General features: G+C 40.8%; 24 protein-coding genes and 1 pseudogene. 14 read left to right on the forward strand and 11 right to left on the reverse strand.

Annotation, left to right across the window (positions count from 1 at the left end):
• Positions 1 to 211: 211 nt before the first annotated feature.
• Positions 212 to 1,411 (reverse strand): MFS transporter, encoded by a 1,200-nt coding sequence (locus tag ACFPOH_RS09345; protein ID WP_390309480.1) that lies wholly within the window; start codon positions 1,409 to 1,411, stop codon positions 212 to 214.
• Positions 1,412 to 1,738: 327 nt separating this feature from the next.
• Between ACFPOH_RS09345 and ACFPOH_RS09350 the strand changes: the two are divergent.
• A pseudogene (locus tag ACFPOH_RS09350) lies at positions 1,739 to 2,417 on the forward strand (aspartate/glutamate racemase family protein).
• An 81-nt stretch (positions 2,418 to 2,498) separates the two neighbouring features.
• Here ACFPOH_RS09350 and ACFPOH_RS09355 read toward each other — a convergent pair.
• The 5 genes from ACFPOH_RS09355 to ACFPOH_RS09375 are packed head-to-tail and all read right to left on the reverse strand — an operon-like array spanning position 2,499 to position 6,844.
• On the reverse strand, positions 2,499 to 3,575 hold the full coding sequence (locus tag ACFPOH_RS09355; protein WP_390309481.1) for an ABC transporter substrate-binding protein: 1,077 nt from the start codon (positions 3,573 to 3,575) through the stop codon (positions 2,499 to 2,501).
• On the reverse strand, positions 3,572 to 4,375 hold the full coding sequence (locus tag ACFPOH_RS09360; RefSeq protein ID WP_390309482.1) for an ABC transporter permease: 804 nt from the start codon (positions 4,373 to 4,375) through the stop codon (positions 3,572 to 3,574). The genes ACFPOH_RS09355 and ACFPOH_RS09360 overlap by 4 nt, the downstream gene beginning before the upstream one ends.
• The gene (locus tag ACFPOH_RS09365; protein ID WP_390309483.1) at positions 4,375 to 5,187 is read right to left on the reverse strand and encodes an ABC transporter permease; all 813 of its coding nucleotides are present in this window, start codon (positions 5,185 to 5,187) and stop codon (positions 4,375 to 4,377) included. Before ACFPOH_RS09365 ends, ACFPOH_RS09360 begins: the two co-directional genes overlap by 1 nt.
• Positions 5,180 to 6,283, reverse strand: a complete 1,104-nt coding sequence (locus ACFPOH_RS09370; protein ID WP_342470042.1) for an ABC transporter ATP-binding protein — start codon at positions 6,281 to 6,283, stop codon at positions 5,180 to 5,182. The genes ACFPOH_RS09365 and ACFPOH_RS09370 overlap by 8 nt, the downstream gene beginning before the upstream one ends.
• Before the next feature lie 18 nt (positions 6,284 to 6,301).
• The gene (locus ACFPOH_RS09375) at positions 6,302 to 6,844 is read right to left on the reverse strand and encodes a helix-turn-helix domain-containing protein (protein WP_141602977.1); all 543 of its coding nucleotides are present in this window, start codon (positions 6,842 to 6,844) and stop codon (positions 6,302 to 6,304) included.
• A 351-nt stretch (positions 6,845 to 7,195) separates the two neighbouring features.
• Here ACFPOH_RS09375 and ACFPOH_RS09380 point away from each other — a divergent pair, with 351 nt between their 5' ends.
• Together ACFPOH_RS09380 and ACFPOH_RS09385 are read left to right on the forward strand one after the other, a co-directional pair.
• Positions 7,196 to 7,738 (forward strand): peroxiredoxin, encoded by a 543-nt coding sequence (locus ACFPOH_RS09380; RefSeq protein WP_141602978.1) that lies wholly within the window; start codon positions 7,196 to 7,198, stop codon positions 7,736 to 7,738.
• A 54-nt stretch (positions 7,739 to 7,792) separates the two neighbouring features.
• Positions 7,793 to 8,230: a TlpA family protein disulfide reductase gene (locus tag ACFPOH_RS09385; protein ID WP_141602979.1), complete on the forward strand. Its 438-nt coding sequence runs from the start codon at positions 7,793 to 7,795 to the stop codon at positions 8,228 to 8,230.
• Between the two features lie 25 nt (positions 8,231 to 8,255).
• Here ACFPOH_RS09385 and ACFPOH_RS09390 read toward each other — a convergent pair whose 3' ends face one another.
• Both ACFPOH_RS09390 and ACFPOH_RS09395 read right to left on the reverse strand, forming a co-directional pair.
• Positions 8,256 to 8,915: a potassium channel family protein gene (locus ACFPOH_RS09390; RefSeq protein ID WP_342470041.1), complete on the reverse strand. Its 660-nt coding sequence runs from the start codon at positions 8,913 to 8,915 to the stop codon at positions 8,256 to 8,258.
• An 84-nt stretch (positions 8,916 to 8,999) separates the two neighbouring features.
• A complete protein-coding gene (locus tag ACFPOH_RS09395; protein WP_141602981.1) occupies positions 9,000 to 9,770 on the reverse strand; it encodes a class I SAM-dependent methyltransferase in 771 nt (256 codons plus the stop codon).
• Positions 9,771 to 10,082: 312 nt separating this feature from the next.
• Here ACFPOH_RS09395 and ACFPOH_RS09400 point away from each other — a divergent pair, with 312 nt between their 5' ends.
• The 6 genes from ACFPOH_RS09400 (at position 10,083) to ACFPOH_RS09425 (ending at position 15,979) form a co-directional block, all read left to right on the forward strand.
• Positions 10,083 to 11,279: an NAD(P)/FAD-dependent oxidoreductase gene (locus ACFPOH_RS09400; protein WP_390309485.1), complete on the forward strand. Its 1,197-nt coding sequence runs from the start codon at positions 10,083 to 10,085 to the stop codon at positions 11,277 to 11,279.
• 19 nt (positions 11,280 to 11,298) lie between these two features.
• Positions 11,299 to 11,832, forward strand: a complete 534-nt coding sequence (locus ACFPOH_RS09405) for a helical membrane plugin domain-containing protein (protein ID WP_390309486.1) — start codon at positions 11,299 to 11,301, stop codon at positions 11,830 to 11,832.
• Positions 11,833 to 11,844: 12 nt separating this feature from the next.
• A complete protein-coding gene (locus ACFPOH_RS09410) occupies positions 11,845 to 13,257 on the forward strand; it encodes an MBL fold metallo-hydrolase (protein ID WP_390309487.1) in 1,413 nt (470 codons plus the stop codon).
• A 203-nt stretch (positions 13,258 to 13,460) separates the two neighbouring features.
• Positions 13,461 to 14,492 (forward strand): ATP-binding protein, encoded by a 1,032-nt coding sequence (locus ACFPOH_RS09415; RefSeq protein ID WP_342470039.1) that lies wholly within the window; start codon positions 13,461 to 13,463, stop codon positions 14,490 to 14,492.
• Positions 14,489 to 15,124, forward strand: coding sequence for a response regulator (locus ACFPOH_RS09420; protein WP_390309488.1), 636 nt, complete (start codon positions 14,489 to 14,491; stop codon positions 15,122 to 15,124). The genes ACFPOH_RS09415 and ACFPOH_RS09420 overlap by 4 nt, the downstream gene beginning before the upstream one ends.
• Before the next feature lie 84 nt (positions 15,125 to 15,208).
• On the forward strand, positions 15,209 to 15,979 hold the full coding sequence (locus ACFPOH_RS09425) for a sulfite exporter TauE/SafE family protein (protein ID WP_342470038.1): 771 nt from the start codon (positions 15,209 to 15,211) through the stop codon (positions 15,977 to 15,979).
• A gap of 79 nt (positions 15,980 to 16,058) precedes the next feature.
• Here the strand turns inward: ACFPOH_RS09425 and rnjA are convergent, their stop codons facing one another.
• Positions 16,059 to 17,723, reverse strand: coding sequence for a ribonuclease J1 (gene rnjA / locus ACFPOH_RS09430; RefSeq protein ID WP_390309489.1), 1,665 nt, complete (start codon positions 17,721 to 17,723; stop codon positions 16,059 to 16,061).
• 5 nt (positions 17,724 to 17,728) lie between these two features.
• A complete protein-coding gene (locus tag ACFPOH_RS09435) occupies positions 17,729 to 17,938 on the reverse strand; it encodes a DNA-dependent RNA polymerase subunit epsilon (RefSeq protein ID WP_342470036.1) in 210 nt (69 codons plus the stop codon).
• 423 nt (positions 17,939 to 18,361) lie between these two features.
• On the opposite strand from ACFPOH_RS09435, the gene ACFPOH_RS09440 reads away from it, so the two are divergent.
• Positions 18,362 to 19,132, forward strand: a complete 771-nt coding sequence (locus tag ACFPOH_RS09440; protein ID WP_390309490.1) for a Cof-type HAD-IIB family hydrolase — start codon at positions 18,362 to 18,364, stop codon at positions 19,130 to 19,132.
• Between the two features lie 143 nt (positions 19,133 to 19,275).
• Here ACFPOH_RS09440 and def read toward each other — a convergent pair whose 3' ends face one another.
• Complete coding sequence (gene def, locus ACFPOH_RS09445) at positions 19,276 to 19,842, reverse strand: peptide deformylase (RefSeq protein WP_342581081.1); 567 nt, start codon at positions 19,840 to 19,842, stop codon at positions 19,276 to 19,278.
• Between the two features lie 381 nt (positions 19,843 to 20,223).
• On the opposite strand from def, the gene pdhA reads away from it, so the two are divergent.
• From pdhA to lpdA, 4 genes are all read left to right on the forward strand, one after another.
• The gene (pdhA, locus tag ACFPOH_RS09450) at positions 20,224 to 21,327 is read left to right on the forward strand and encodes a pyruvate dehydrogenase (acetyl-transferring) E1 component subunit alpha (RefSeq protein ID WP_390309491.1); all 1,104 of its coding nucleotides are present in this window, start codon (positions 20,224 to 20,226) and stop codon (positions 21,325 to 21,327) included.
• 3 nt (positions 21,328 to 21,330) lie between these two features.
• Positions 21,331 to 22,245, forward strand: a complete 915-nt coding sequence (locus ACFPOH_RS09455; RefSeq protein ID WP_390309492.1) for an alpha-ketoacid dehydrogenase subunit beta — start codon at positions 21,331 to 21,333, stop codon at positions 22,243 to 22,245.
• A 20-nt stretch (positions 22,246 to 22,265) separates the two neighbouring features.
• Positions 22,266 to 23,564 (forward strand): dihydrolipoamide acetyltransferase family protein, encoded by a 1,299-nt coding sequence (locus tag ACFPOH_RS09460; RefSeq protein WP_342470031.1) that lies wholly within the window; start codon positions 22,266 to 22,268, stop codon positions 23,562 to 23,564.
• Between the two features lie 3 nt (positions 23,565 to 23,567).
• Complete coding sequence (gene lpdA / locus ACFPOH_RS09465) at positions 23,568 to 24,980, forward strand: dihydrolipoyl dehydrogenase (RefSeq protein WP_342470030.1); 1,413 nt, start codon at positions 23,568 to 23,570, stop codon at positions 24,978 to 24,980.
• The last annotated feature ends 80 nt before the right edge of the window (positions 24,981 to 25,060 follow it).

Genomic DNA, 25,060 nt, shown 5'->3' on the forward strand with positions numbered 1-25,060 from the left:
AAGCTCAACTACTGTTTGTTTAAATTCTTGATTATACCGTTTTTGACTCATGATTCGGACACAACCTTTCGTTAGTTTAATATTAATGACTTAACCAAGTTGTGTCCATAAATCTATACTACATCTATTCATTCCATTGAATATATTCAAAAAACTTATCCCCAAAGATAAAAAGGGCGGATGGAAAGCAAGCGTCCATCCGCCCACGATTTTATTCATTTGTTGTTTTCAATAATTGCGGCGCTTTTTTGACGGTCCAAAGATGGGCCAAGAGGTAGCAGCCGAATAAAATCATTGCACCGAAAATAAATGGGGAAGACAGCTTCCATTCAAGGAGTACGCCGGCAAGGGCCGGGCCGATCATATTGCCCAAACTCATATAGGCATTATTCATGCCGGCTGCATATCCCTGCTCGTTTCCTGCCAGTTTTGAAATCAATGTGTTAACGGCTGGCCGGATAAAGGTAGTGGCGATTTGAAAGACTGATGCAACCAACAAAATAAGGAAGAATCCGCTGACATACACCATGCCAATCATCGATATGGCCGCGATGATTAAATTGACTAAAATGACTTTCATTTCTCCAAAGCGTTTGAATAATTGATCGACAATGAACAATTGCAAGATGACGCCAAGAAATCCGCCAATCGTCATCACAATCGCGATATCCATTGGTGTATAATCAAACTTCTCCGATAAATACATGGACAGGGTGGATTGGAAATTGGCGATGCCGAAACTGAATACGAACACGACGATCAACATGACGAAATAGGAAGTATGTATGGAGCGGGCTAATTGTTTAAAGAAATTTTCTCTGTTTGCCGGAATTCTTTCTTGAGTCGGCCGCAATTTAATATTCGGTAATACAATATACGAGATGAGGGCAGCGATTAGAGCAACGACGCCCACAAAATAGAAAGGGAAATGCAAATTCACTTTTGCCAGGAAGCCGCCAATTCCCGGTCCGATCATAAATCCGAAAGAGATGGCTGCACCCAAAAGCCCCATACTTTTCCCGCGTTCTTCTATGGTGGTAATATCCGCAGCATAGGCCATTACCGGCGGCATGATGAAGGCTGCTCCTGTACCGGTAAGAAAGCGTGCGAAGAACAACATGCCAATCGCTTTTGCCATTCCGAAAATAATTTGGGAACAACCAAAAATGATGAGACCGATAATGATGAAAATTTTTCTTCCGTGTTGGTCCGATAAATTTCCTGCTATCGGTGAAAAAATAAATTGGGCAAAGGCAAAATCGGCAATTAAAAATCCGAGAATGGTGCCTCCAACCCCAAATAATTGCAAATAGGAAGGCAATACCGGAACAACTGTACCAACGCCTCCCATCGTGATAAATAAATTAAACATTAACATAATGATGATGAATTTTTTCTTGTTCTGTGACATACGCACACCTACCATTCAATTCAAAAACCGTTCTTTCAAAATAATGAAGTATATTTTATCATATTGCGAAGGGCAAAACATAGATGAAATTTACTTGAAATAACATTAATTTAACATATTTTTTTGTAAAATATAAACATAACGATACCAACGGCAAGATATTAAATGGTTCAACCATTGATTATGCTGGCGGGCAAATTTTATTTTAATATTTTTTCATCAATTTATCCAAAAAAATACAAAATGCCAAAATGTTGTTTCCCAAAATTTTTGCATTTTATGAAGTGTTCACTGAACTGATGACAATGAAATAGTGGAGGAACTTACATGAAAACAATAGGGCTAATCGGCGGAATGAGTTGGGAATCTACGGTTGAATACTATCGAATCATCAATGAAGAAGTGAAGAAAAGATTGGGTGGTTTGCATTCGGCAAAATGTCTTTTATACAGCGTCGATTTTGAGGAAATCGAGCGGTTCCAGTCGGAAAGCAAGTGGGAGGAAGCAGGAAAGCTGTTAGGAAATGTGGCTTATTCATTGGAAAAAGCGGGGGCGGATTTTATTGTCATTTGTACGAATACGATGCATAAGGTGGTAGAGTATGTGGAAGAAAAAATAAACATCCCCGTTTTACATATTGCGGATGCCACTGCAGAGCAGATCAAAAGATTAAGCCTCCAGAGGGACATACACGATAAAGCAGGATTTTTATAAATCACGGATTGAATCAAACGGAATAAAAGTTTTGGTGCCGAATGAAGAAGAAAGAAAAAGGATCAATCAGATTATTTATGAAGAATTGTGTTTAGGCAAAATCCAACCATCATCAAGAGATTATTTCAAGAACGTGATTCAAAATTTAGTTGAACAAGGTGCGGAAGGAATTATTTTGGGATGCACGGAAATTGGTTTACTAGTGAAGCAAGAGGATTCGGAAGTGCCTTTATTTGATACGGCAAAAATTCATGCAATTGAAGCGGTGTATAAAGCAATGGCCTCTCAATGAGATCATGAAGATGTTAATAAAAAAGAAAGGGTTTTACATATCGTTGTATCGACTATGTAAAACCCTTTTCATTTTTAGATGTTATTTAATGGACATTTTGAATTGCAAAAAGTATTCATTATATTTTCCGAGCCATTCCAAACCTAGATTTTCATATACTTCCAATCTGTTTTTAATTTCTTCAGGAGGATAGAAGCGCTCATCGTTGGCGATTTCCGGATCCATAATTTCTAATGCTGCTTTATTCGGTGTGGAGTATCCTACATATTCCGCATTTTGGGCAGCCACTTCCGGGTCGAGCATGAAGTTAATAAAAGCGTGGGCACCTTCGATATTTTTCGCCGTTTTCGGGATGACAAAGTTGTCAAACCACAAATTGGAACCTTCTTTCGGCACCGCATAGTCCAATTCTTCGTTTTCCGCCATCATATCTGCGGCAGAACCAGACCAAGTGAGAGCAACGGCTGCTTCATTATTCTCCATCATCGGAATAATCTCATCGCCGATTACCCCTTTAATATTTGGAGAGAGTTTAATGAGCTTATCTGTTGCTTTTTGCAATAGTTCTTCATCTTTTGCATTCAACGATTCCCCCATTGAGTTTAAGCCCATTCCCATAACTTCACGGGCGCTGTCCACCAAGAATACTTTGTTTTTCAATGAAGGATCCCATAAATCGTTCCAAGATTCAAAAGTCAAAGGTTTGGAGAGCAAGTTTGGATTATAAACGATTCCCACCGTACCCCAGAAATAAGGGATGGAATATTTATTGCCAGGATCAAAAGGCAAATCCAAATAATAAGGATCGATGTATTTTAAATTTGGGATTTTTGAATGATCAATCGGATAAAGCAAGTCTTTTTCAATCATCATTTCGATTGTATATTCAGACGGGACAGCGATATCGTAAGTTGTGCCGCCTTGCTCGATTTTGGTGAGCATCGCTTCATTGGAATCAAACGTTTCGTAAATGATTTTAATGCCGGTTTCTTTGGTAAATCGTTTCAATAAGTCCGGATCGATGTAGTCACCCCAGTTGTAGATTGTGATCGTGTCTTTGCTTCCTTTGCTTCCGGAGGCTTCCAAATGGTCAGCGACAAAATAAAGCCCGGCACAGACGATTAAAATGGCAATGCTTATATTGATCAAAGATTTCATAATTTACCGACCCCCCCGTTGATCAATTTCGTGCGGCGGGTTACGAAATAATATCCAATGACAATCAGCACCGTCACGATAAAGATAATTCCGGAAAGGGCATTGACCGTCAACGAAATACCTACACGGGCAATGGAATAGATTTCCACGGATAATGTCGTGAATCCGTTTCCTGTCACGAAAAATGTAACGGCGAAATCATCGAGCGAATAAGTGAGCGCCATAAAGAAGCCGGCAAAAATGCCCGGTTTGATGTAAGGAATAATCACGCGATACATGACATCCCTTTTCGTAGCCCCCAAATCCTGAGCTGCGTCAATTAAATTCGGATTCATCTCAGCCAGCTTCGGCAACACCATCAGCACAACGATCGGTATGCTGAAGGCAATATGGGAAATTAACACGGATGCAAACCCAAGTTTCACGCCGATCATTGTAAAAAGGATTAAGAAGCTCGCCCCGATGACAACATCCGGGCTGACAATCAAAATGTTATTCAATGAAAGCAATGTATTCCGCATTTTCCTGCTTTTGATGGATGCGATTCCTATTGCCCCCAAAGTGCCGAGAATGGTGGAAATCAGGCTCGACAACAGAGCGATGATGATCGTATTAATCAAAATCACCAACAGCCGGGAATCTTCAAAAACGGCTTTATAATGTTCCCATGTAAAGGATTCAAAGTTGGACATGGAACCGCCGCTGTTGAACGAATAGAAAATCAAATAAAAGATAGGCGCGTATAATATAATGAATACGACAACCAGATAAACTTTTGCAGATGTTGATAATTTATTCATTATACGCGGCCTCCTTTAGTTTTTCTAGTTCTGGCAGTAAAAATCATGCTTGCAAACATGATCAGCACGAGGAATACGGCAATCGTTGAACCCATTCCCCAGTTCTGCGCCACAAGGAATTGCTGTTCAATGGCTGTACCCAGTGTAATCACCTGGTTTCCTGCTATTAAGCGCGTAATCATAAAGAGCGACAAGGCAGGGATGAATGTCACCTGGATTCCCGATTTCACCCCTTCAATCGTCAATGGCCAAATGACGCGGCGGAAAGTGGTAAATGGTGATGCCCCTAAATCCCTTGCCGCATCCACCAATGATGGATTCAGTTTATCCAAGGAGTTGAAAATCGGAATAATCATAAATGGAATAAAGATATACACAGCCACAAAGATAAAGCTGAAATCGGTAAACAAGATTTGTTTCGGCTCGATACCAAACACGCTGATGACGGCATTGATCGGTCCGTATAAACCGAAGATGCCGATGAATGCATAGGTTTTTAACAGCAGGTTGATCCATGAAGGAATGATGATGAACATCAGCCAAAGATATTTATGTTTCGTTTTCGTCAAAAAGTAGGCCGTTGGGTAAGATACCAATAAAGTAAAGAATGTAATCACAACGGCGTAAAAAAAGCTTGTGAATGTCATTTTCAGATAAACAGGCGAAAAGAATCGTTTATAGTTTTCGAATGTGAAATGGCCGTTCAAATCGAGCATGGAATAATAGACGATTAACGCGATTGGAGCGATGACGAAGAATACAATCCAAAGAATATAGGGGATGAGAGGCCCCTTTGCTACGCGATCACGCATTCCGCTCATCATCTCCATAGGATTCCAATCGCTTGTCGAATTCTTCTTCCGTCTCGTTCAAACGCATGACATGGATTGCTTCCGGTTCAAAATATAAGCCGATTTCTTCGCCCACTTCCGCCTTTTTCAAAGAATGGACAAGCCATTCATTGCCGTCTTTGTCATAAGTTGATAATTCATAATGCACGCCTCGGAATAATTGGGTATCCACCGTCACAACAAGCTTCCCTTTATCGACGGAAGTGATTTCCAAGTCTTCCGGGCGGATGACAATATCCACTTTTTCGTTCGGTTTCATCCCTTTATCCACACAATCAAATACTTTTCCGGTAAATTGCACTTTATAGTCTTCCAACATGATTCCCTCAACGATGTTCGATTCTCCAATGAAATCCGCAACGAACCGGTTGATTGGTTCATCGTATATATCAACAGGGGAACCGGATTGTTGAATTTCGCCATCATTCAAAACAAAAATCTCATCGGACATGGCCAACGCCTCTTCTTGATCGTGAGTGACAAACACAAAGGTTTTGCCGAGGCGTTGCTGCAATTCCCTGAGTTCATATTGCATTTCATAACGCAATTTTAAATCAAGAGCTGACAATGGTTCATCGAGTAAAATCACTTCCGGATCATTGACAATGGCCCGGGCAATGGCAACCCGTTGTCGTTGCCCCCCTGACATTTCGGATATTTCCCGGTTTTCAAATCCTTCCAAGTTGACAAATTTCAGCGCTTCTCTCACACGCTCTTGGATTTCTTTTTCTTTCATTTTTTTTATGCGCAAGCCGAACGCGACATTTTCAAAAACATTTAAATGAGGAAAAAGTGCATAATCCTGAAACACTGTGTTGACTTGCCGCTGGTGAGCCGGAACGTTGTTTATTTTTTTTCCATTAAAGTAAACGTTTCCGCTAGAAGGCGCTGTGAAACCCGCGATGATTCGAAGGATGGTTGTTTTCCCGCAACCTGATGGCCCCAGTAGGGTATAAAATTTTCCTTTTTCCAGTTCAAAGTTGATATTTTTCAGTACGACTGTTCCATCGTCATAAGATTTTGAAACATTTTCAAATTGAATGATTGTGTTACCCATACTCAAGCCTCCTAAACCCTATAAATAAGATTCTGTTGCTACAAGAAGCAGTTGTGACTCACCATCATTGGCATTAAAAATTTGGTGATTGCTAGAAGCTTCATAGTAGACCGAGTTTCCTTCGCTTGCAATAAATTCTTCTTCCCCCAGCACTACACGGATCCGCCCCTTCAAAACATAAATGAAGGTTTCCGAAAGGGAAGGTTCAAATTGTTTATATTCCCCGCCTTTTTGAAAAGTGATAATCACCGGCTCCATTTCTTTATCGTTGGAAGTGGGAATCAGCCATTTGATTTCGTATTTCTTTTCTTCATCTATATAAGAGGTTTGGTCTTCTTCGCTGTAAACCACTTTTTGTTCTTCCATATCATCATCGAAAAATTCTTTGGGGGTTGAACCCAACACTTCTAAAATGGTAAAAAGCGTGTCGATGGAAGGGGAATTTAAATCACGTTCAAGCTGGGAAATATAGCCTTTTGTCAAATCTGTTCTTTCACCAAGCTCTTCTTGTGTCAACCCTTTTTTAATGCGCAATGCTTTAATTTTCTTTCCAATTTGCATATAGTAAAACTCCTCTTTAGCAACAAGCGGTTTATTTTTCCTAAACATTCAGTAAGAAAGTTTACTAATACAAAACTTTAAGTTTACAATTACAGATAATGATTATACAGAATTTTAAAGGGAATGCAACATTTTTTATTAAAATTTCAATTTCAAAAGGCTTCTTTGGAGAAGCAGCTGATTTGTGGACCGATTCGCAACGGAACAATTCTGTGGAGATATATTTTTATGGGGTTTTCAGTATGATAATAAAGGACGTTTTGTGAAATAAATTGAAATTCATTCATTCATTTGTTAGTGTAAAAATTAGGAAAGTATTACCTTCATTATTCAATAAGGGGGGAAACAATCATGGCAGAGCGTTTAGTCGGCAAACAGGCACCATTATTTGAACTGGATGCGGTAATGCCGGACAAAACCTTTGGTAAAGTCTCTTTGGAAAAAATTATAAATGAAGGGAAATGGACAGTTTTATTTTTTTATCCAATGGATTTCACATTCGTATGTCCGACTGAAATTACGGCAATCAGCGACCGTTATGATGAGTTTCAGGAATTGGAAGCGGAAGTGATTGGTGTTTCGACGGATTCCATATATACCCACCTTGCCTGGATTAATACGGAGCGCACAAAAAACGGCATCGGTACACTGAAATATCCTTTGGCTTCAGATCATACCCATGCTGTGGCCAAGGAGTACGGAGTGTTAATCGAAGAAGAGGGAGTCGCATTGCGCGGATTATTCATTATTAATCCTCTGGGCCAAATTCAATATGAAGTGGTGCATCACAACAATGTGGGCAGGGATGTGGATGAAGTTTTGCGTGTATTGCAGGCGCTTCAAACGGGAGGCCTATGCCCAGCCAATTGGCGTCCAGGCGAATCAACTTTGTGATGTTTTTTCCCATATTAATTAATGTGGGGATTTATCAATAAAAGGAGGAAATCGATGAAACTGCGTTCACCATTGCCTGAGTTGGGTGGTGCAACGACCTGGATCAATGGTAAAGTGACGAAGGAAGAGTTGCTGGGGGAAAAAGCGACGTTAATTCATTTCTGGTCGGTCAGCTGTTATATATGTAAAGAAGCGATGCCTGATCTTAACGGGCTTCGGGAAAAGTATAAAAATCAATTGAATGTTGTGGCTGTGCATATGCCCCGTTCCGAAGAGGACCAGGATTTGGAAACGATTGAACAAGTGGCCAAAGATTTAGGAATCACACAGCCAATCTACGTGGATAATGATTTTATCTTATCGGATTTATTTGAAAATGAATATGTGCCATCGTATTACGTATTTGACCGTTCCGGTTTGTTGCGCCACTATCAGGCTGGCGGAAAAGGAATGAAAATGTTGGAACAGCGGTTGAATCGTATCCTAAATTGAAGTGCCTGGCGAAAATGCCAGGCACTTATGTCATTGCCCGATTAACGAAACGGTTGATGTCCACTACCGCTCCGATTACAAGCAACACATCGCCCAATAGGATTTTCTCATCAGCCCCAGGGGAGATAATAATGTGATCCCCGCGTTTGATGCCGATGATGTTGATACCGTAATTGGCACGAATGTCCAAATCTTTGATGGAATAACCGGCAATCCGATCATTGGATTTGATTTCCATAATGGAATATTCATCAGATAATTCCAGATAATCGAGTACGTTATTGGACATCATGTTGTTGGCGATCCGGATGCCCATATCCCTCTCCGGATGAACGATGACGTCCGCACCGATTTTATGCAGCACTTTTGCATGATAATCGTTTTGGGCTTTCGCTGTGATTTGCGGCACTCCCATTTCCTTTAAGATTAGCGTTGCCAGTATGCTGGCTTGGATATCGTCCCCAATCGCGACGATGACATGCTCAAAATTTTGGAGTCCGAGCGATTTCAAAGCTTCTTCATCCGTTGCATCCGCAATGACCGCTTCCGTTGCAATTTTTGCATAATCTTCCACCCGTTCGGGATCAGAGTCGATTGCCATCACATCCGCCCCCAGTCGGACCAATTCTTCCACGATGCTTCCTCCGAACCGTCCTAATCCGATGACGACAAATTCTTTTCTCATTAGTTACCTCCGTGCGTTGTATGTACATCGATGTCATTATTGTAACGTAGTCTTCTAATTTCCACAAATAGAGGGGAAGCCCATCTATTGTTTTTTGATGCCAATGACACGGATTCGTTTATAATCCGCAACCCAAACCCCGTTTTCAAAAAGGGAAGGTTTCAATGATTTTTCAACATTTTCAATAATCTGCTGTTTCGTTTCCTCGTGGATGCCTTCGAAAAACAGACTTCCGAACATGTCAATCCAATTTTTTAGTCCTTCTTCCCCTTCAAGCGGTGTAGGGCGGTCAAAATGCATGGCAAAAATTACACGGAAACCGGCCTGTTCCATCAAAGTGGTATATTCCCCGATGCTCGGAAAATACCAAGGGAATGGGATGTTTTTTTCGATTCCCGCTTTTTTGATTTGCGTATCAATTGCTTGGGAAATCGTTTGCACATTTCCTTTGCCGCCAAACTCGGCAACAAATCGGCCGCCTTTTTTTAAGCTATTATAAATATTTGTCAGGGCTTTTTCGGGCTGTCTGACCCAGTGCAATACGGCATTCGAGAAAACGGCATCAAATTCATTATGAAAATCGAGTTGTGTCACATCCTTTACGTAAAATGAAAGATGCGGGTATTTCTCTTTCGCTTTGGCAATCATCTTTTCGCTTGAATCAATCCCAACAACCTTTGCTCCGGCATCCGCCATTTGACAAGCCAAATCTCCTGTTCCGCATCCGACATCCAGTATTTTTTCCCCCTTTTTCGGTGCCAGCACCTTGACCAAACTATCTCCAAATGCTGAAACGAAAGAATGTTTATCATCATAAAGTGATGGATTCCATTGATCTTTCCGCATTGTGCCCATGAACATCACTCCTTCCATATTTAGAAAAATTATACATAAAACGATTTGAATGAAAAAATGAATGATAAGAATATTCTTTATAACTTTTTTTCATTTAAGGATGACAAAAAAGGTCTGTAACATGCGATCGCCGGTGCATTTCCTCCAAAGCATGACATAGCATTGTTTGTCCGGTTCCAATAGAAATGGAAAACAAAACTTCGTAATTTTCTGAAATATTAAATATTAGGGGGATTCCCCTATATGTTACAAATCTCCAATCTTATACCATGACAATAAGAGAATTACTGATGGATAAGGAAGGGGCTGAAAATGGAGAATCAGACTTATAAAATCGTAATAGTAGGCGGAGGAACGGGTGGGATAACCGTCGCTGCCCAGCTTTTGAGAAAAATGCCGACTTTGAGGGATCAAATTGCCATAATTGATCCTTCCGGCAAGCATTATTATCAGCCTTTATGGACATTGGTCGGCGGTGGGGTATACAAAAAAGAAAAATCTGTAAGAGACATGAAAACAGTAATTCCTGAAGGGGCTACTTGGATTCAACAAGCAGTTAAGAAATTTTATCCAAAAGACAATAAAGTGCAACTGGAAAACAATGATTTCGTTCATTATGAATTTTTAGTGGTGGCTGCAGGCCTCGAGATTCACTGGGATAAAATTAAGGGATTAAAAGAGGCGTTAGGTACGAAAAACGTTTGCAGCAATTATTCTTATGAACATGTTGATTACACTTGGGAAACCATTCGGAATTTCAAATCGGGAACCGCTGTTTTTACACACCCTGCTTCACCTGTAAAATGCGGCGGTGCACCTCAAAAAATTATGTACTTGGCAGATGATTATTTCAGAAAAACAGGTGTAAGAGATCAAATCAAAATTATTTTCGGTTCAGCAAACGCAACCATATTTGATGTTGCCAAGTACCGTCAAGAGTTGGAAAAGATATTGGTGAGAAAGGGGATTGATGCCCGTTTCTGTTATAACTTGGTAGAAATTAAACCGGATGAAAAAATTGCGATTTTTGAAGATTTAAATAGCGGAAAAAAAGATGAAATCCAATACGACATGATACATGTTACCCCATATATGGGGGCACCGAAGTTTGTTGCAGAAAGTCCTCTTGCAGATGAAACAGGATTCTTGGCGGTCGACATTCATACCCTTCAACATAAAAAATTTGAAAACGTTTTCGGACTGGGGGATAACGCAAACCTTCCTACTTCGAAAACAGGTGCGGCCATACGAAAGCAAGCGCCTGTTCTTGTTGATAACTTGATTGCCAGCATCAGAAATCAAACGACAAAAACGATTTATAACGGCTATACTTCTTGTCCGATTGTAACAGGATATAACAAATTGATTTTAGCGGAATTTGACTACTCCAAAGAACCTACGGAATCAATGCCTTTTGACCAAGGAGTTGAAAGGACGAGTATGTACATTTTGAAAAAAGAATTGCTGCCTGTTTTATATTGGAATGGCATGTTAAAAGGCACGATGTAAAATTGGAGGGAATCCAACAGTGAATACATCTGTTCAAAATCAGCTGGAACAGCCGGAAATACAGGAGGCTATTGTTTCCTTTCTTAAAAATTTGCCGGCTTATGAAAAACAACTACAACAAATTGGACAATACGTCAATTTCGGCAAGGAAATTTTAGCCGATAAAGAGGTTTTGCAACCATACGATCAATTATTTCGCACTTACGATATCAATTTAAAAACATTGGAAGCAATACTTGAATTATTGGAGAAATTGCCAAGGCTGAACAAAATGATTGAGCAACTTGAAAATATCCTTGATTTTATACAATCCATAATGCATGACGAAGCGACAACACAACATATTACTGATGCTTTAAAAGAATATGCCCATCCGATTGTTGAAAAAGGAAAAAGCAGCATGTCCCTGCTAAAAGAAATTCAGCAACGGGCTGAATCTGCACAGGAGCCTATTAAACTAATCACAATTTACAAGTGGTTGAAAGATCCTGCTGTTCAAAAGGTGCTTCAATATGTGCAAGCCACTTTATCGGTATTAAATAAAAAATCATAAGGAGGAATGACTATGTTATTGCGTTATTTTTACGATGAAAAATTGGCCCATGCCTCTTATATGGTGGGTTGCCAACAACATGGCAAGGCGGTTGTTATTGATCCTATGCGGAATATTGAACCATATATTGAAGTAGCCCGAAAGGAAAAATTGGAGATAGTCGGTTCATTGGAAACGCATATTCACGCAGATTTTGTCAGCGGATCCCGGGAATTGGCCGACCGGTTCGGAGCCACTTTGTACATTTCCGATGAAGGGGACGAAAATTGGAAATATACAAATTTAGAGGGGCTTTCCTATCAACTATTGAAAGACGGCGACATTATTAAATTAGGGAATCTTACTTTTGAAGTGATGCATACTCCAGGGCATACGCCAGAGCACATTTCCTTTTTATTAACAGACGGTGCAGCTGCGGATAAGCCGATTGGCATTTTTACAGGGGATTTTGTTTTTGTCGGTGATATTGGCCGTCCGGATTTATTGGAAAGAGCAGCTGGAATGGCTGGGACTGCGGAAGTTGGGGCACGCCAAATGTTTAAGTCCATTCAACGTTTTAAAGAACTGCCCGATTATTTGCAAGTGTGGCCGGCACATGGAGCGGGAAGCGCCTGCGGAAGAGCGTTGGGGGCGATTCCATCATCAACGGTAGGTTATGAAAAGCAATTTAACTGGGCAATGAAAATTGAAAATGAAGAGGAATTTGTAAAGGAATTACTTCGGGGACAGCCTGAGGCACCATATTACTTTGCCGTTATGAAGAGAGTGAACAAAATCGGAATAGAATTGATTAAAAACTTACCGGAAATACCATTCATCGATTCCCTTAAAGAGATTGAAAAAGTGATCAAGGATGGATTCTTAGTAATCGATACCCGAAGCCCTAAAGATTTTTCAAAAGGCTTTATTGCAGGAACAGTCAATATTCCATTGAGTCAATCATTCATCACTTGGGCAGGTTGGATTGTCGATTACAATCAACCAATTTATGTATTGACGAATCCAACTGATATTGAAGAAGTGCTGATTGCTCTCCGCTCCATTGGAATTGACAAAATTGCCGGCTTTGCCGATGTAAAGGGGATGTTGTCTCAATCCAATAAGTTATGCAGTTATGAAAATATTACACCAATGGAAGCAAGAACATTATTAAGTGAGGGAAAAGCGCAAATTGTGGATGTGCGGAATTTATCCGAGTATGAAGAAGGGCATATTGATGGAGCAAAGCACATTATGCTGGGAACGTTAAAGAATAGACTTGAAGAAGTGCCAAAAGGAAAAGTTATTATGCAATGCCGTTCTGGTGCCCGTTCGGGTATAGCTACAAGCATTTTATTGTCAAAAGGATTTAAAGATGTCGTGAATTTAGATGGCGGATATGAAAGATGGATAACAGAAATTCAAACAGATGCCGTAAGAAATTAATGGATAAACAACACTAGTAAAAATTTTGCCTGGGCCTTTCGAAACTTGTTCAATTAAGTTTGGAGGCTCAGGCTCTTTTTAACGGAATCAGTTGCTTATTTTTTTCAATTTCTGTAGGGATTCTTTCTGCCATTGTTATATTTTTTTTATCATAAACATATGAGATTATGATATCGGAAAGTAATTTAATTGAGGTGTTTTCATTGCACAAAATCAATCATACAGAATACTTCCAAAAGGTTTACGAACACATTCAAGATGGAATCGTTGTAATGAGGGAATCCAGGGAAATTATTATGTTGAATCCAGCGGCAAAAAGGCTGACCGGGTGGAAAGTTGGTGACTATGTTCCTTACTGCAGTTTTTGCACGACAAGAAATCGGCGGGTAGAAACCCCGTCTTGTTATTTAATGGCCAACGAAGATGTTCCGTCCATATTGTCCCAAATGTCAACAAATCGAAAAAAAACACTGGATGTGGAAATGAGTGTTTCGGTCATTAATAGAAATGTAGAAACTGGAGAAAATGAGTATTTACTTGTATTAAGGGATTGTGAAACCATGTTGAAAGCGCAGGAAGCAGCGCTCAATAAAAAAATGATTCAAGCTTTGATTGATGCGAAAGAATCTGAACATAAGCGATTAGCTCAGGAATTGCATGATGGGGTTGGACAATCACTTTACTCGGTTTCGGTCGCCTTAGAAGCGATTGAAGCGTATATGCAGGATAATGAAAAACTGTCCAGTTATGTAAAAGAAGTGCGAAATGAGCTGCGGAAAGTGATTGAAGATGTGTATACGTATTCCTACAATTTACGTCCGCAAAGTTTAGATCAATTGGGATTGAAAGCAGCTTTGGAAAACTTAATAGACAATATGAAAAAAATGACTCCTCATCTGATATTCGAGTTAACAACCCAAGGGCTTGACCGATGTGATCCGGCTATTGAAATCAATCTATACCGCATTGCCCAAGAAGCGTTGCACAATGTGGTCAAGTATGCGCAGGCATCCTATGTGAAAATCTCTATTCGGAAAAATAATACGCACATTCATATGAAAATTGAAGATGACGGAATCGGATTTGACCGCAAATCGATTCAAAACAAGGGACTCGGCTTAAAACATATTGAAGAACGAGTTGATTTGTTAAGCGGTACATGTGCCATTCGTTCAGAAATGAACAAAGGTACCGTTGTTGAAGTTACTATTCCGAGATGGAGGCCGAATACATGATAAAAGTTTTTCTAGTCGATGACCATGTTTTAATCCGCAAGGGTATCGCCTTATTATTAGAAAACTATCGTGATTTGGAAGTGATAGGGGAAGCGAGCGATGGAGAAGAATGTTTGCAACAGTTATACAGTTTGGATGTGGATGTGGTTTTAATGGATATTTCCATTCCAAAAGGCATTGATGGTTTCACAGCCACTCGAAAGATAAAGAAGGAGTTTCCAAAAATCAAGGTTGTCATGCTTACGATGCATAATGAATTTGCTTACATTCAAAAGGCTATTGAAACTGATGCGGATGGCTACATTTTAAAAAATAGTCAGGCAAACCAAGTATATCAAGCCATTCAGGCGGTTTACTCAGGAAGAAAATATTATGATGTTGGAATTCCAAAAGAGCAGCTTGAAAAATGGTTTAAAAATAAAGGAAAACAGAAAAAGGACGTTCTATCAAGCAGAGAACAAGAAATTGTGCGGTTAACCATATTGGGATATACCAATTTGCAAATTGCCGATAAATTGTCCATCAGTTCCAAAACAGTGGAAAACCACAAAGCAAACATCATGCAGAAATTGGATTTAAAAACGAAAGCGGAACTGATTCAATACGGCATTGCCAATAAATATATTATCTGAAAAATTAGTGGAATCCCCCTATAGGATATTCAACGTGAATGCTATACATTGAAAAAAAGTTCTAAAAAAGCAGGTGAATCAAGTATGGCATTCACGTTTGCCGTTGTCATTTTCTGCATTGGATTTGTGGGCTCATTTGTTTCCGGCATGGTTGGAATAGGTGGTTCCATCATTAAATACCCAATGCTCCTCTATTTGCCGCCACTTTTTGGACTCGCATCTTTCACTGCCCATGAAGTGTCTGGTATCAGCGCAATCCAAGTATTCTTTTCCTCACTTGCAGGCATCTGGTCGTACCGCAAAGACGGTTATTTAAATAAAACTCTTATTTTATATATGGGGGTTTCCATTTTAGCAGGAAGTCTTTTGGGAAGTTTTGGATCCAATTATTTTTCGGAAGAAGCGATTAATTTTGTTTATGGATTGTTAGCTATCATCGCGGCTCTATTGATGTTCATTCCCACAAAGGAAATTGATGATATATCAACCCTCACTTTTAATAAATGGTTGGCTGCTTCCCTGGCATTTATTGTCGGAATAGGTTCTGGAATTGTTGGGGCAGCCGGTGGTTTTTTGCTCGTTCCTATTTTATTAGTCATTTTAAAAATTCCTACAAGGGTAACCATTGCAACAAGTTTAGCCGTCACTTTCATCTCATCTATTGGAGGGACTTTTGGGAAAATAATAACCAATCAAATAGATTATTGGTCCGCTTTCATTATGATCATCGCCAGTATTACTGCCACTCCCCTTGGAGCAAAGGTGGGGAAGAAAATGGATACAAAGGTGTTAAAAATGATTTTGGCTGTACTTATCACTGCCGCTGCCATTAAAACTTGGATTGACATATTGTAGTTCTTATTTGTGGAATATGAGGATTGGAAATAAAGCAAGGCTGCCAAGGAGAAGAACGCTTCCCAGGCAGCCTTGTTTTTTATACCTCCATAATAATCGGCAAAATCATTGGCCGACGTCTCGTTTTTTCAAATAAATAAGGAGATAAAATTTCCGTAATTTCATTTTTTAACTCTGTCCATTGGGATTTTTCCTGAATTTTTTCTGCCAAGTGTTCAGAAAGCATTTTTTGTGCTTCACTGATCAACGTAGCCGATTCGCGCATATACACAAAGCCTCTGGAAATGATATCAGGACCTGCCATAATTTTTTGCTGTTTCATATCTACGCTGACCACAACGATGACCAATCCTTCCTCGGAAAGAATGCGTCGATCGCGCAACACGATATTGCCGATGTCACCAATGCCGCTTCCATCGATGTAGATATCTCCGGATGGAACCCTTCCTGCCACATACGCTTCATCTGAGCTTAACGCAAGCACATCTCCATTTTCCATCACGAAAGTATTTTCAGGTGGAACATCGCAATCAATGGCAAGCTTTGTATGCATTTTCAACATGCGATATTCACCGTGGATCGGCATGAAGAATTTCGGTTTCATCAATCGGAGCATCAACTTTTGTTCTTCTTGGGAACCGTGTCCGGAAGTATGGATGTTGTTGATGGATCCATGGATGACTTCTGCTCCCGCTCTGTACAATAAGTTGATAATTTTATTGACACTTATCGTGTTTCCAGGAATCGGTGAAGAGGAAAACACAACAGTATCTCCATTCTGAATTTGAATTTGCCGGTGAGTGCCGTTTGCGATACGCGACAATGCGGCCATCGGTTCACCTTGAGAGCCTGTACATAAAATCATCACTTCATTTGCAGGAAGTCGATTGATCGTTTGAGCGTCAACAAACGTTTCTTTGGGAGCGGTAATGTAACCTAATTCCCGACCAATCGAAATGGCATTATCCATTGATCGTCCGAAAACCGCAATTTTTCTGCCGTATTGGGCTGCTGCATCGGTTACTTGTTGGAGACGGTGAATATTGGAAGCAAAAGTTGCAAAGATGATGCGTCCTTCCACTTTGCGGAAAATATCGTGGATGCTTTCGCCAACTTTCCGTTCTGACATTGTAAAGTTGGGCACTTCGGCATTCGTGCTGTCCGACAATAAACAAAGCACTCCATCGCGACCAATTTCAGCCATCTTTGTTAAGTTCGCGGGTTCGCCAACCGGTGTAAAGTCGAATTTAAAGTCGCCCGTATGAACGATGTTGCCAGGCGGTGTTTTCACCACGATTCCAAATGCGTCCGGAATACTGTGGGTTGTTCTGAAGAAGCTGACGGATGTTTTTCGGAATTTGATCACATCGTCTTCTTTGATTTCGATTAACTTTGTCTGGCGAAGCAATCCGTGCTCTTCCAATTTGTTGCGCAAGAGCCCGAGAGCCAGTTTTCCTCCGTACACCGGAACATTGACTTGACGCAATAAATACGGAATTCCACCGATGTGGTCTTCATGGCCATGGGTGATAAACAACCCTTTTATTTTATCTGCATTTCGCACTAAATAAGTGTAGTCAGGGATGACATAGTCGATTCCCAAAAGGTCATCTTCAGGAAATTTAATGCCTGCATCGATGATAATAATTTCGTCTTGAAACTGTACGCAGTAAGTGTTTTTGCCGATTTCGCCCAGTCCGCCGAGAGCGAAAACAGCCGTTTGATCATTTTTTACAAACTTCATATAGGTTATGCATTCTCCAAACGGAAATTCGGGCTATTTTTTTCGTAATCCAAATATTTGCCCTCTAGTAATTGGATATACTCGATCAAAATGCGGCGATCTTTTAAATATTCGCGGACTTCTCGCTCTGAATCTGCTTCCAGGTATAGACTTTTTGTATTTTCGCGAATAGGCACTTCATCTGGATTTTCTTGATAATACACTTTGTAAATCATTTTTTCTCTCCTTCTTTAACCGTACATTTTTGCATTTATTATTTTTCCACTTTTTACGAATATAATCAATTAATATTATATATTAACGCAAATGGTTTTTCCTTTCACAACCATTTGCGTGAAGTGGCGATTCATCATTAAAATAATAAAATCAAAAAAAGCAAAATTTCCCAAAGAAAATGACATGCATTTTCTTTTATATTATCATGGGAATCTTTTAAAATAAAGAAAAGCCCTTCATTTTCGGAGAAGGGCTTAAGCGATTGATTTTTTGCCGAGGATGCCATTGAGACGTCTCAAAAGTTTCTTTTTGAGTCTTTTCAACATGGCACATCACTCCTTATTAAAAGTATAAGGTAGAATGATATATATGTAAAGTATTTTTCATTTACATACAAATATGCGTTGGAAGGGTTAGTGACTATGAAGAAAGTGCTGTTTTTTGACGTGGACGGAACGCTTTACGACAGTAAGAAACAATTGCCACCATCCGCAAAAGAAGCGATTTTTCAAGCGAAAAGAAACGGATATGAAATTGCGATTGCTACAGGCCGTGCCCCTTTTATGATCGAGCCGATTTTAAAAGAGTTGGAGATTGATATATATGTCACTTTTAATGGGCAGTATGTCGTTTATAAAAATGAAGTCATTTTTACCGACAGTGTCCCGAAAGAAGAGTTGACGGAAATTATCGAATTTGGTTCCAAACGGGATCATCCGGTCGTTTTTATTGATGACAAAAAAATGATTGCGACGGCAGGCGGAAACAAAAAGATTGAACAAAGCTTAAAGTCCCTTCGCTATCCTTATCCGAAGATCAATCCCCACTTCTATAAAGAAAATGCCGTCTATCAAACCCTCATCTTTATGGAAGAACAGGAAGAACCGGTTTATCATCAAACCTTTTCCAATGTCAAATTCGTCCGTTGGCATCCGTATTCCTGCGACATTCTGCCAAAAAACGGTTCAAAGGCAAGAGGGATTCATAAAGTGTTGGAAAAAATGAATGTCCCTATTGAAAATGCGATTGCCTTTGGCGACGGATTAAACGACATTGAAATGCTTCAGGCAGTCGGCGTCGGTGTTGCGATGGGCAATGCGAAAGAGCAGGTAAAAGAAATTGCTGATGTGGTCGGCGATCATGTCGATCGTGACGGACTGGCAAAAGTGATGAAGAAATTAGAGATTATTTAGTATTTTAATTATATGCATGAGGATGGTATTCAGTCTCGGCTCCTTCTGAATGGAAGGAGAAAGCAAGTATTTTACAGATTAGATTATAGATGATGTGAGAATGAAAAAATCCCATGGCACTATTCAGGTGCCATGGGGTTTTTTTATTCCTCTTCTTCCGCTTCCAATGGCAAGGCGTTCGGGATTGGGGCAAATGGATCTTCTTTGTTGATGTGATCATAAAACATCACGCCATTTAAATGGTCCAATTCATGTTGGAAACAAATGGCCGGTAGACCTTGCAGGCGCAATTTTTTCTCTTCCCCATCCAATGTGTAAAATTTTACGGTAATCCGTGCGTAGCGAGGGACATAGCCAGGGACGCTGCGGTCAACAGATAAACATCCTTCTCCCTGAGGCAAATAAGTTTTTTCGGCGGAATGGCTGACAATTTTCGGATTTACTGCGATAAAGCTCAAAGGTTCTCCGTTTTCTTGTTCTATATGAATGGCAAAGATTCTTTTTAAGAAATTGATTTGGTTTCCGGCAAGACCAATTCCGGAGCGAAGGCCATATTTTTCAGCCAATTCCGGGTTTTGGCTGTTTTTTAAAAACTGTAGCATGTCTTCTGCTGTTTTGCGTTCTTCATCACTTAACGGGAATTTCACTTCTTCCGCTCTTGTTCTTAAGGCAGGATGCCCTTCACGGACAATGTCTTTCATTAAAATCATCTTTTACTCCCTTTCAATTTCTCTATCAAAAATTAAAGTTCTTCAGTATAAAAATATCATATGTCATTTTCTTTTTCTAATAAATGGACCAATGAATATTATATGCCTTTCATAGGCGATAATGAATTCGTGAATGAAAAAAGTTTTTTGAACATAACATGTTAATTTTGTCTAATTTTTTAAACTGTTATAATACAATATATTTTTGTATTACAACAGAGAGGGAAATCCTTTTAGTATAGCAAACTAGAAAAATTGTGACCTAAAAAGAAAAAACAACAATTGACCGATTGTGTATTGGTAATATATACTGTAATTAATTGCAGGTTGTATCAGTTTTTCGGGTCGTGAAAACTAATACAGTTAAAGGAGAGGTGTTCTATGAGTGAGAAAATTTTTGATCCAAAGGGCGTATTACAAGATGTGGAAAGTAAATTTGAAATGTTTCAAATTCTGAATGAAAACGGAGAAATCGTGAACGAAGAATATGATCCGAAATTATCAGATGGAGATTTAGTAGAATTGATGACTCGCATGGTTTATACAAGAATTTTAGACCAGCGATCCATTTCCCTGAATAGACAAGGACGGCTCGGTTTCTATGCACCTACTGCAGGACAGGAAGCTTCCCAAATCGCTTCCCATTACGCATTGGAAAAAGATGACTGGATTTTGCCTGGTTATAGGGACGTGCCACAAATCGTATGGCATGGTTTGCCGTTATGGAAAGCATTTTTGTTCAGCCGCGGCCATTTTATCGGAAACCAAATACCGGAAGGGTTGAATATTGTACCTCCTCAAATCATTATCGGTGCCCAATATATCCAAACAGCCGGTGTGGCGTTGGGAATTAAGAAGCGCGGAGGAAAAAATGTGGCGGTGACGTATACAGGCGATGGCGGATCATCACAGGGCGACTTCTATGAAGGCATCAACTTTGCAGGCGCCTTCAAAGCGCCGGCGATCTTCTTTATTCAAAACAACCAATATGCCATCTCCACTCCGCGGGAAATCCAGACAGCAGCAAAAACGCTTGCACAAAAAGGAATCGCGGCAGGTATCCCTTGTGTGCAAGTGGATGGAATGGATCCGCTTGCGGTTTATGTGGCGACGAAAGATGCCCGCAATCGCGCGGTGGCTGGGGAAGGACCAACGTTGATTGAAACGGTTTGCTACCGTTATGGTCCTCATACAATGTCCGGTGATGATCCAACGCGCTACCGGACAGCCGAAATTGATGATGAATGGGCGAAAAAAGACCCGATTGTGCGCTTCCGCAAATATTTGGAAAGCAAAGGGCTCTGGTCTGAAGAGAAAGAAACAGAAGTGATTGAAAAGGCGAAAAATGACATAAAAGAAGCGATCAAAAAAGCGGATGAAGCTCCTAAACAAAAAGTGACGGATTTAATTTCCATCATGCATGAAGAACTTCCATCCCATCTAAAAGAGCAATATGAGATTTATAAAGCAAAGGAGTTGAAATAACCTATGGCACAAATGACNTTCGGGGAAGACGTCGGCGTCAACGGCGGGGTGTTCCGGGCAACGGAAGGTTTGCAAAAAGAATTTGGCGTGGACCGGGTATTTGATACTCCTCTTGCTGAATCAGGAATTGGAGGGCTAGCGATCGGACTTGCTTTGCAGGGATTCCGTCCGGTTCCGGAAATCCAGTTCTTCGGTTTCGTCTATGAAGTGATGGATTCCATCAGCGGTCAAATGGCCCGTTATCGTTACCGTACTGGCGGAACATTTAATATGCCAATCACCATTCGTTCGCCATTTGGAGGTGGTGTGCAAACTCCTGAAATGCACTCTGATAGTTTGGAAGGATTGATGGCGCAACAACCGGGATTAAAAGTGGTCATTCCTTCAACTCCTTACGATGCCAAAGGATTGTTGATTTCCGCCATTCGCGATAATGATCCGGTGATTTTCCTGGAACATCTGAAATTATATCGTTCCTACCGTCAAGAAGTGCCGGAAGAAGAATATACAATTCCGATCGGCAAAGCGGACGTAAAACGTGAAGGAAAAGATTTATCCATTTTTGCGTATGGACTCATGGTGCATGAAAGTTTGAAAGCGGCGGAAGAATTGGAGAAAGAAGGATACTCCGTGGAAGTGGTGGACCTTCGTACAGTGCAGCCGCTTGATGTTGAAACAATCGTGGCTTCCGTTGAAAAAACGAACCGGGCGATCGTTGTCCAAGAAGCGCAAAAACAGGCGGGGATCGCGGCAAATGTCGTAGCGGAAATTATGGAGAGAGCTGTGTTAAGTCTGGAAGCACCGGTGCTTCGGGTGGCGGCTCCGGATACGGTTTATCCATTCCCGCAAGCGGAGAATGTTTGGTTGCCGAATTATAAAGACATAATCGAAACAGCGAAAAAAGTATTGACATTCTAGTGGGAGAAAGGGTGAATGGTATGGCGTTTGAATTTCGTATGCCTGATATCGGCGAAGGAATTCACGAAGGTGAAATCGTGAAATGGTTTGTAAAACCTGGGGATGAAGTGAAAGAGGACGACATTTTATGTGAAATCCAAAATGATAAAGCGGTTGTGGAAATTCCTTCCCCGGTGGACGGAAAAGTTGAAGAAATTTTAGTGGAAGAAGGAACTGTCGCGGTTGTTGGTGATGTGCTCATCCGTTTTGATGCACCAGGATATGAAAATATGCAATTTAAAGGCGACGTGCATGCGGAAGAGGAGACGAAAGAGCAGGTGCAAGCAACTGCGGAAGATGGAAAAGTGGAAGATGCGAAAGAACAAGTAGCATCACAAACGGCTAAAGAAGAAGTGGCTACACGCGTCATTGCGATGCCTTCAGTCCGCAAATTTGCAAGGGAGCAGGGAGTCGACATTCGCCAAGTCCAAGGAACAGGCAAAAACGGCCGTATTTTGAAAGAAGACGTTATCCGATTTATCGAAGGCGGCCAAAAAGTTCAGGAAGCTCCGGAAGTTCATGGGGAAAAAGAAGAAGTGCCGGCAAAAACTCCGCAAGTTCCGGTATTGGAGGGCGAATTCCCGGAAACTAGGGAAAAAATTTCAGGAATCCGCAAAGCCATTGCGAAAGCGATGGTACATTCCAAACAAACAGCTCCTCATGTGACACTGATGGACGAAGTGGATGTTTCAAAATTGGTGGCACACCGCAAAAAATTCAAAGACATCGCAGCGGAAAAAGGAATCAAGCTGACGTATCTGCCTTACGTGGTCAAAGCGTTGGTGGCGGTGCTGAAAGAATTTCCGGAATTCAACCGTTCCTTCGACGATGCGACGGAAGAAATTATCCAAAAACATTACTATAATATAGGAATCGCTGCGGATACTGAACGAGGGCTTCTTGTACCAGTGATCAAACACGCCGACAGAAAATCCATTTTTGCCCTGGCGTCAGAAATTAATGAATTGGCAACAAAAGCGCGCGAAGGCAAACTGGCTCCGAATGAAATGAAGGGCGGTTCCATGTCCATCACGAATATAGGATCTGCTGGAGGCCAATGGTTTACGCCGGTCATTAATCATCCGGAAATCGCAATTTTGGGGCTTGGAAGAATTTCAGAAAAGCCTATAATAAAAGAAGGTGAAATTATAGCAGCACCTATGTTAGCATTATCTTTGAGCTTTGATCATCGATTGATCGATGGAGCATTGGCTCAAAATGCATTAAATTACTTAAAACGATTAATCAGTGATCCAGAACTTTTATTAATGGAGGCGTAACAGATGGTAGTAGGAGATTTTCCAATTGAAATCGACACACTGGTAGTTGGTGCGGGTCCTGGTGGATATGTTGCAGCGATTCGTGCGGCACAAACTGGACAAAAAGTGACAGTTGTGGAAAAAAATGAAGTGGGCGGCGTTTGCTTAAACGTAGGATGTATCCCTTCAAAAGCGTTAATTTCAGTTGCCCATCGCTATGAGCAGGCGAAACATTCAGAAGATATGGGTGTTATCGTTTCTGATGTCAAACTTGATTTTTCAAAAGTGCAAGCATTCAAAGACAGCGTAGTGAAAAAATTGACTGGCGGGGTGGCCGGCCTATTAAAAGGAAATAATGTGGATGTTATCAAAGGTGAAGCGTATTTCGTTGATGCCAATACGGTTCGCGTTGTGAACGGTGATCAAGCTCAAACATACAAATTTAAAAATGCCATCCTTGCGACAGGTTCACGTCCTGTGGAAATCCCAACATTCAAATATTCTGATCGCGTATTGAACTCCACTGGCGCATTGAATCTGAAAGAACTGCCTAAAAAATTGGTGGTTATCGGCGGTGGCTACATCGGTACAGAATTAGGTACTGCTTATGCAAACTTCGGCACAGAAGTAACGATTCTTGAAGGGGCAAGCGACATCTTAGCCGGATTCGAGAAACAAATGACTCAAATCGTGAAAAAAGGTCTGAAGAAAAAAGGCGTGACAATTGAAGTGAACGCTCTTGCCAAAGGTGTGGAAGAAACAGAAAATGGTGTCATCGTCACTTATGAAGTGAACGGCGAAGAGAAAAAAGTGGAAGCGGATTACGTGCTTGTGACAGTAGGACGCAGACCGAATACAGATGAACTTGGTCTTGAACAAATCGGCATCGAGTTTGGCGAAAGAGGCTTAATCAAAGTGGACAAACAATGCCGCACAAATATTCCTAACATTTATGCGATCGGTGATATCGTGCCTGGTCCACAGCTTGCCCACAAAGCTTCTTATGAAGGTAAAGTGGCTGCGGAAGCAATTGCCGGACACAAATCTGTTGTGGATTATTTGGCAATTCCTGCGGTTTGCTTCACAGATCCGGAAATGGCGTCTGTAGGATATTCAGAAGAACAAGCAAAAGCGGAAGGCATCGAAGTGAAAGTGGCAAAATTCCCATTTGCTGCAAACGGCCGTGCTTTAGCATTAAATCAAACAGAAGGATTTGTGAAACTTGTTGCGCGTAAAGAAGATGGCCTTATCATCGGCGGACAAATCGTTGGTACGGGTGCATCCGACATGATTTCAGAAATCTGCTTGGCCATCGAAGGCGGCATGACTGCTGAAGATATCGCGCTTACAATCCATCCACACCCAACATTGGGCGAAATCACAATGGAAACTGCCGAAGTCCTTCTAGGCAATCCTATCCATATCATTTCAAAATAATGTGTAATGAAAGAGGGCGTCTTTTTAGGCGCCCTTTTTTGTTATGACGGAATGGTGATATCGGGAAAGGATAGAGGGGA

The organism is Ureibacillus suwonensis, from assembly GCF_042655065.1.
Lineage (GTDB): Bacteria > Bacillota > Bacilli > Bacillales_A > Planococcaceae > Ureibacillus > Ureibacillus suwonensis.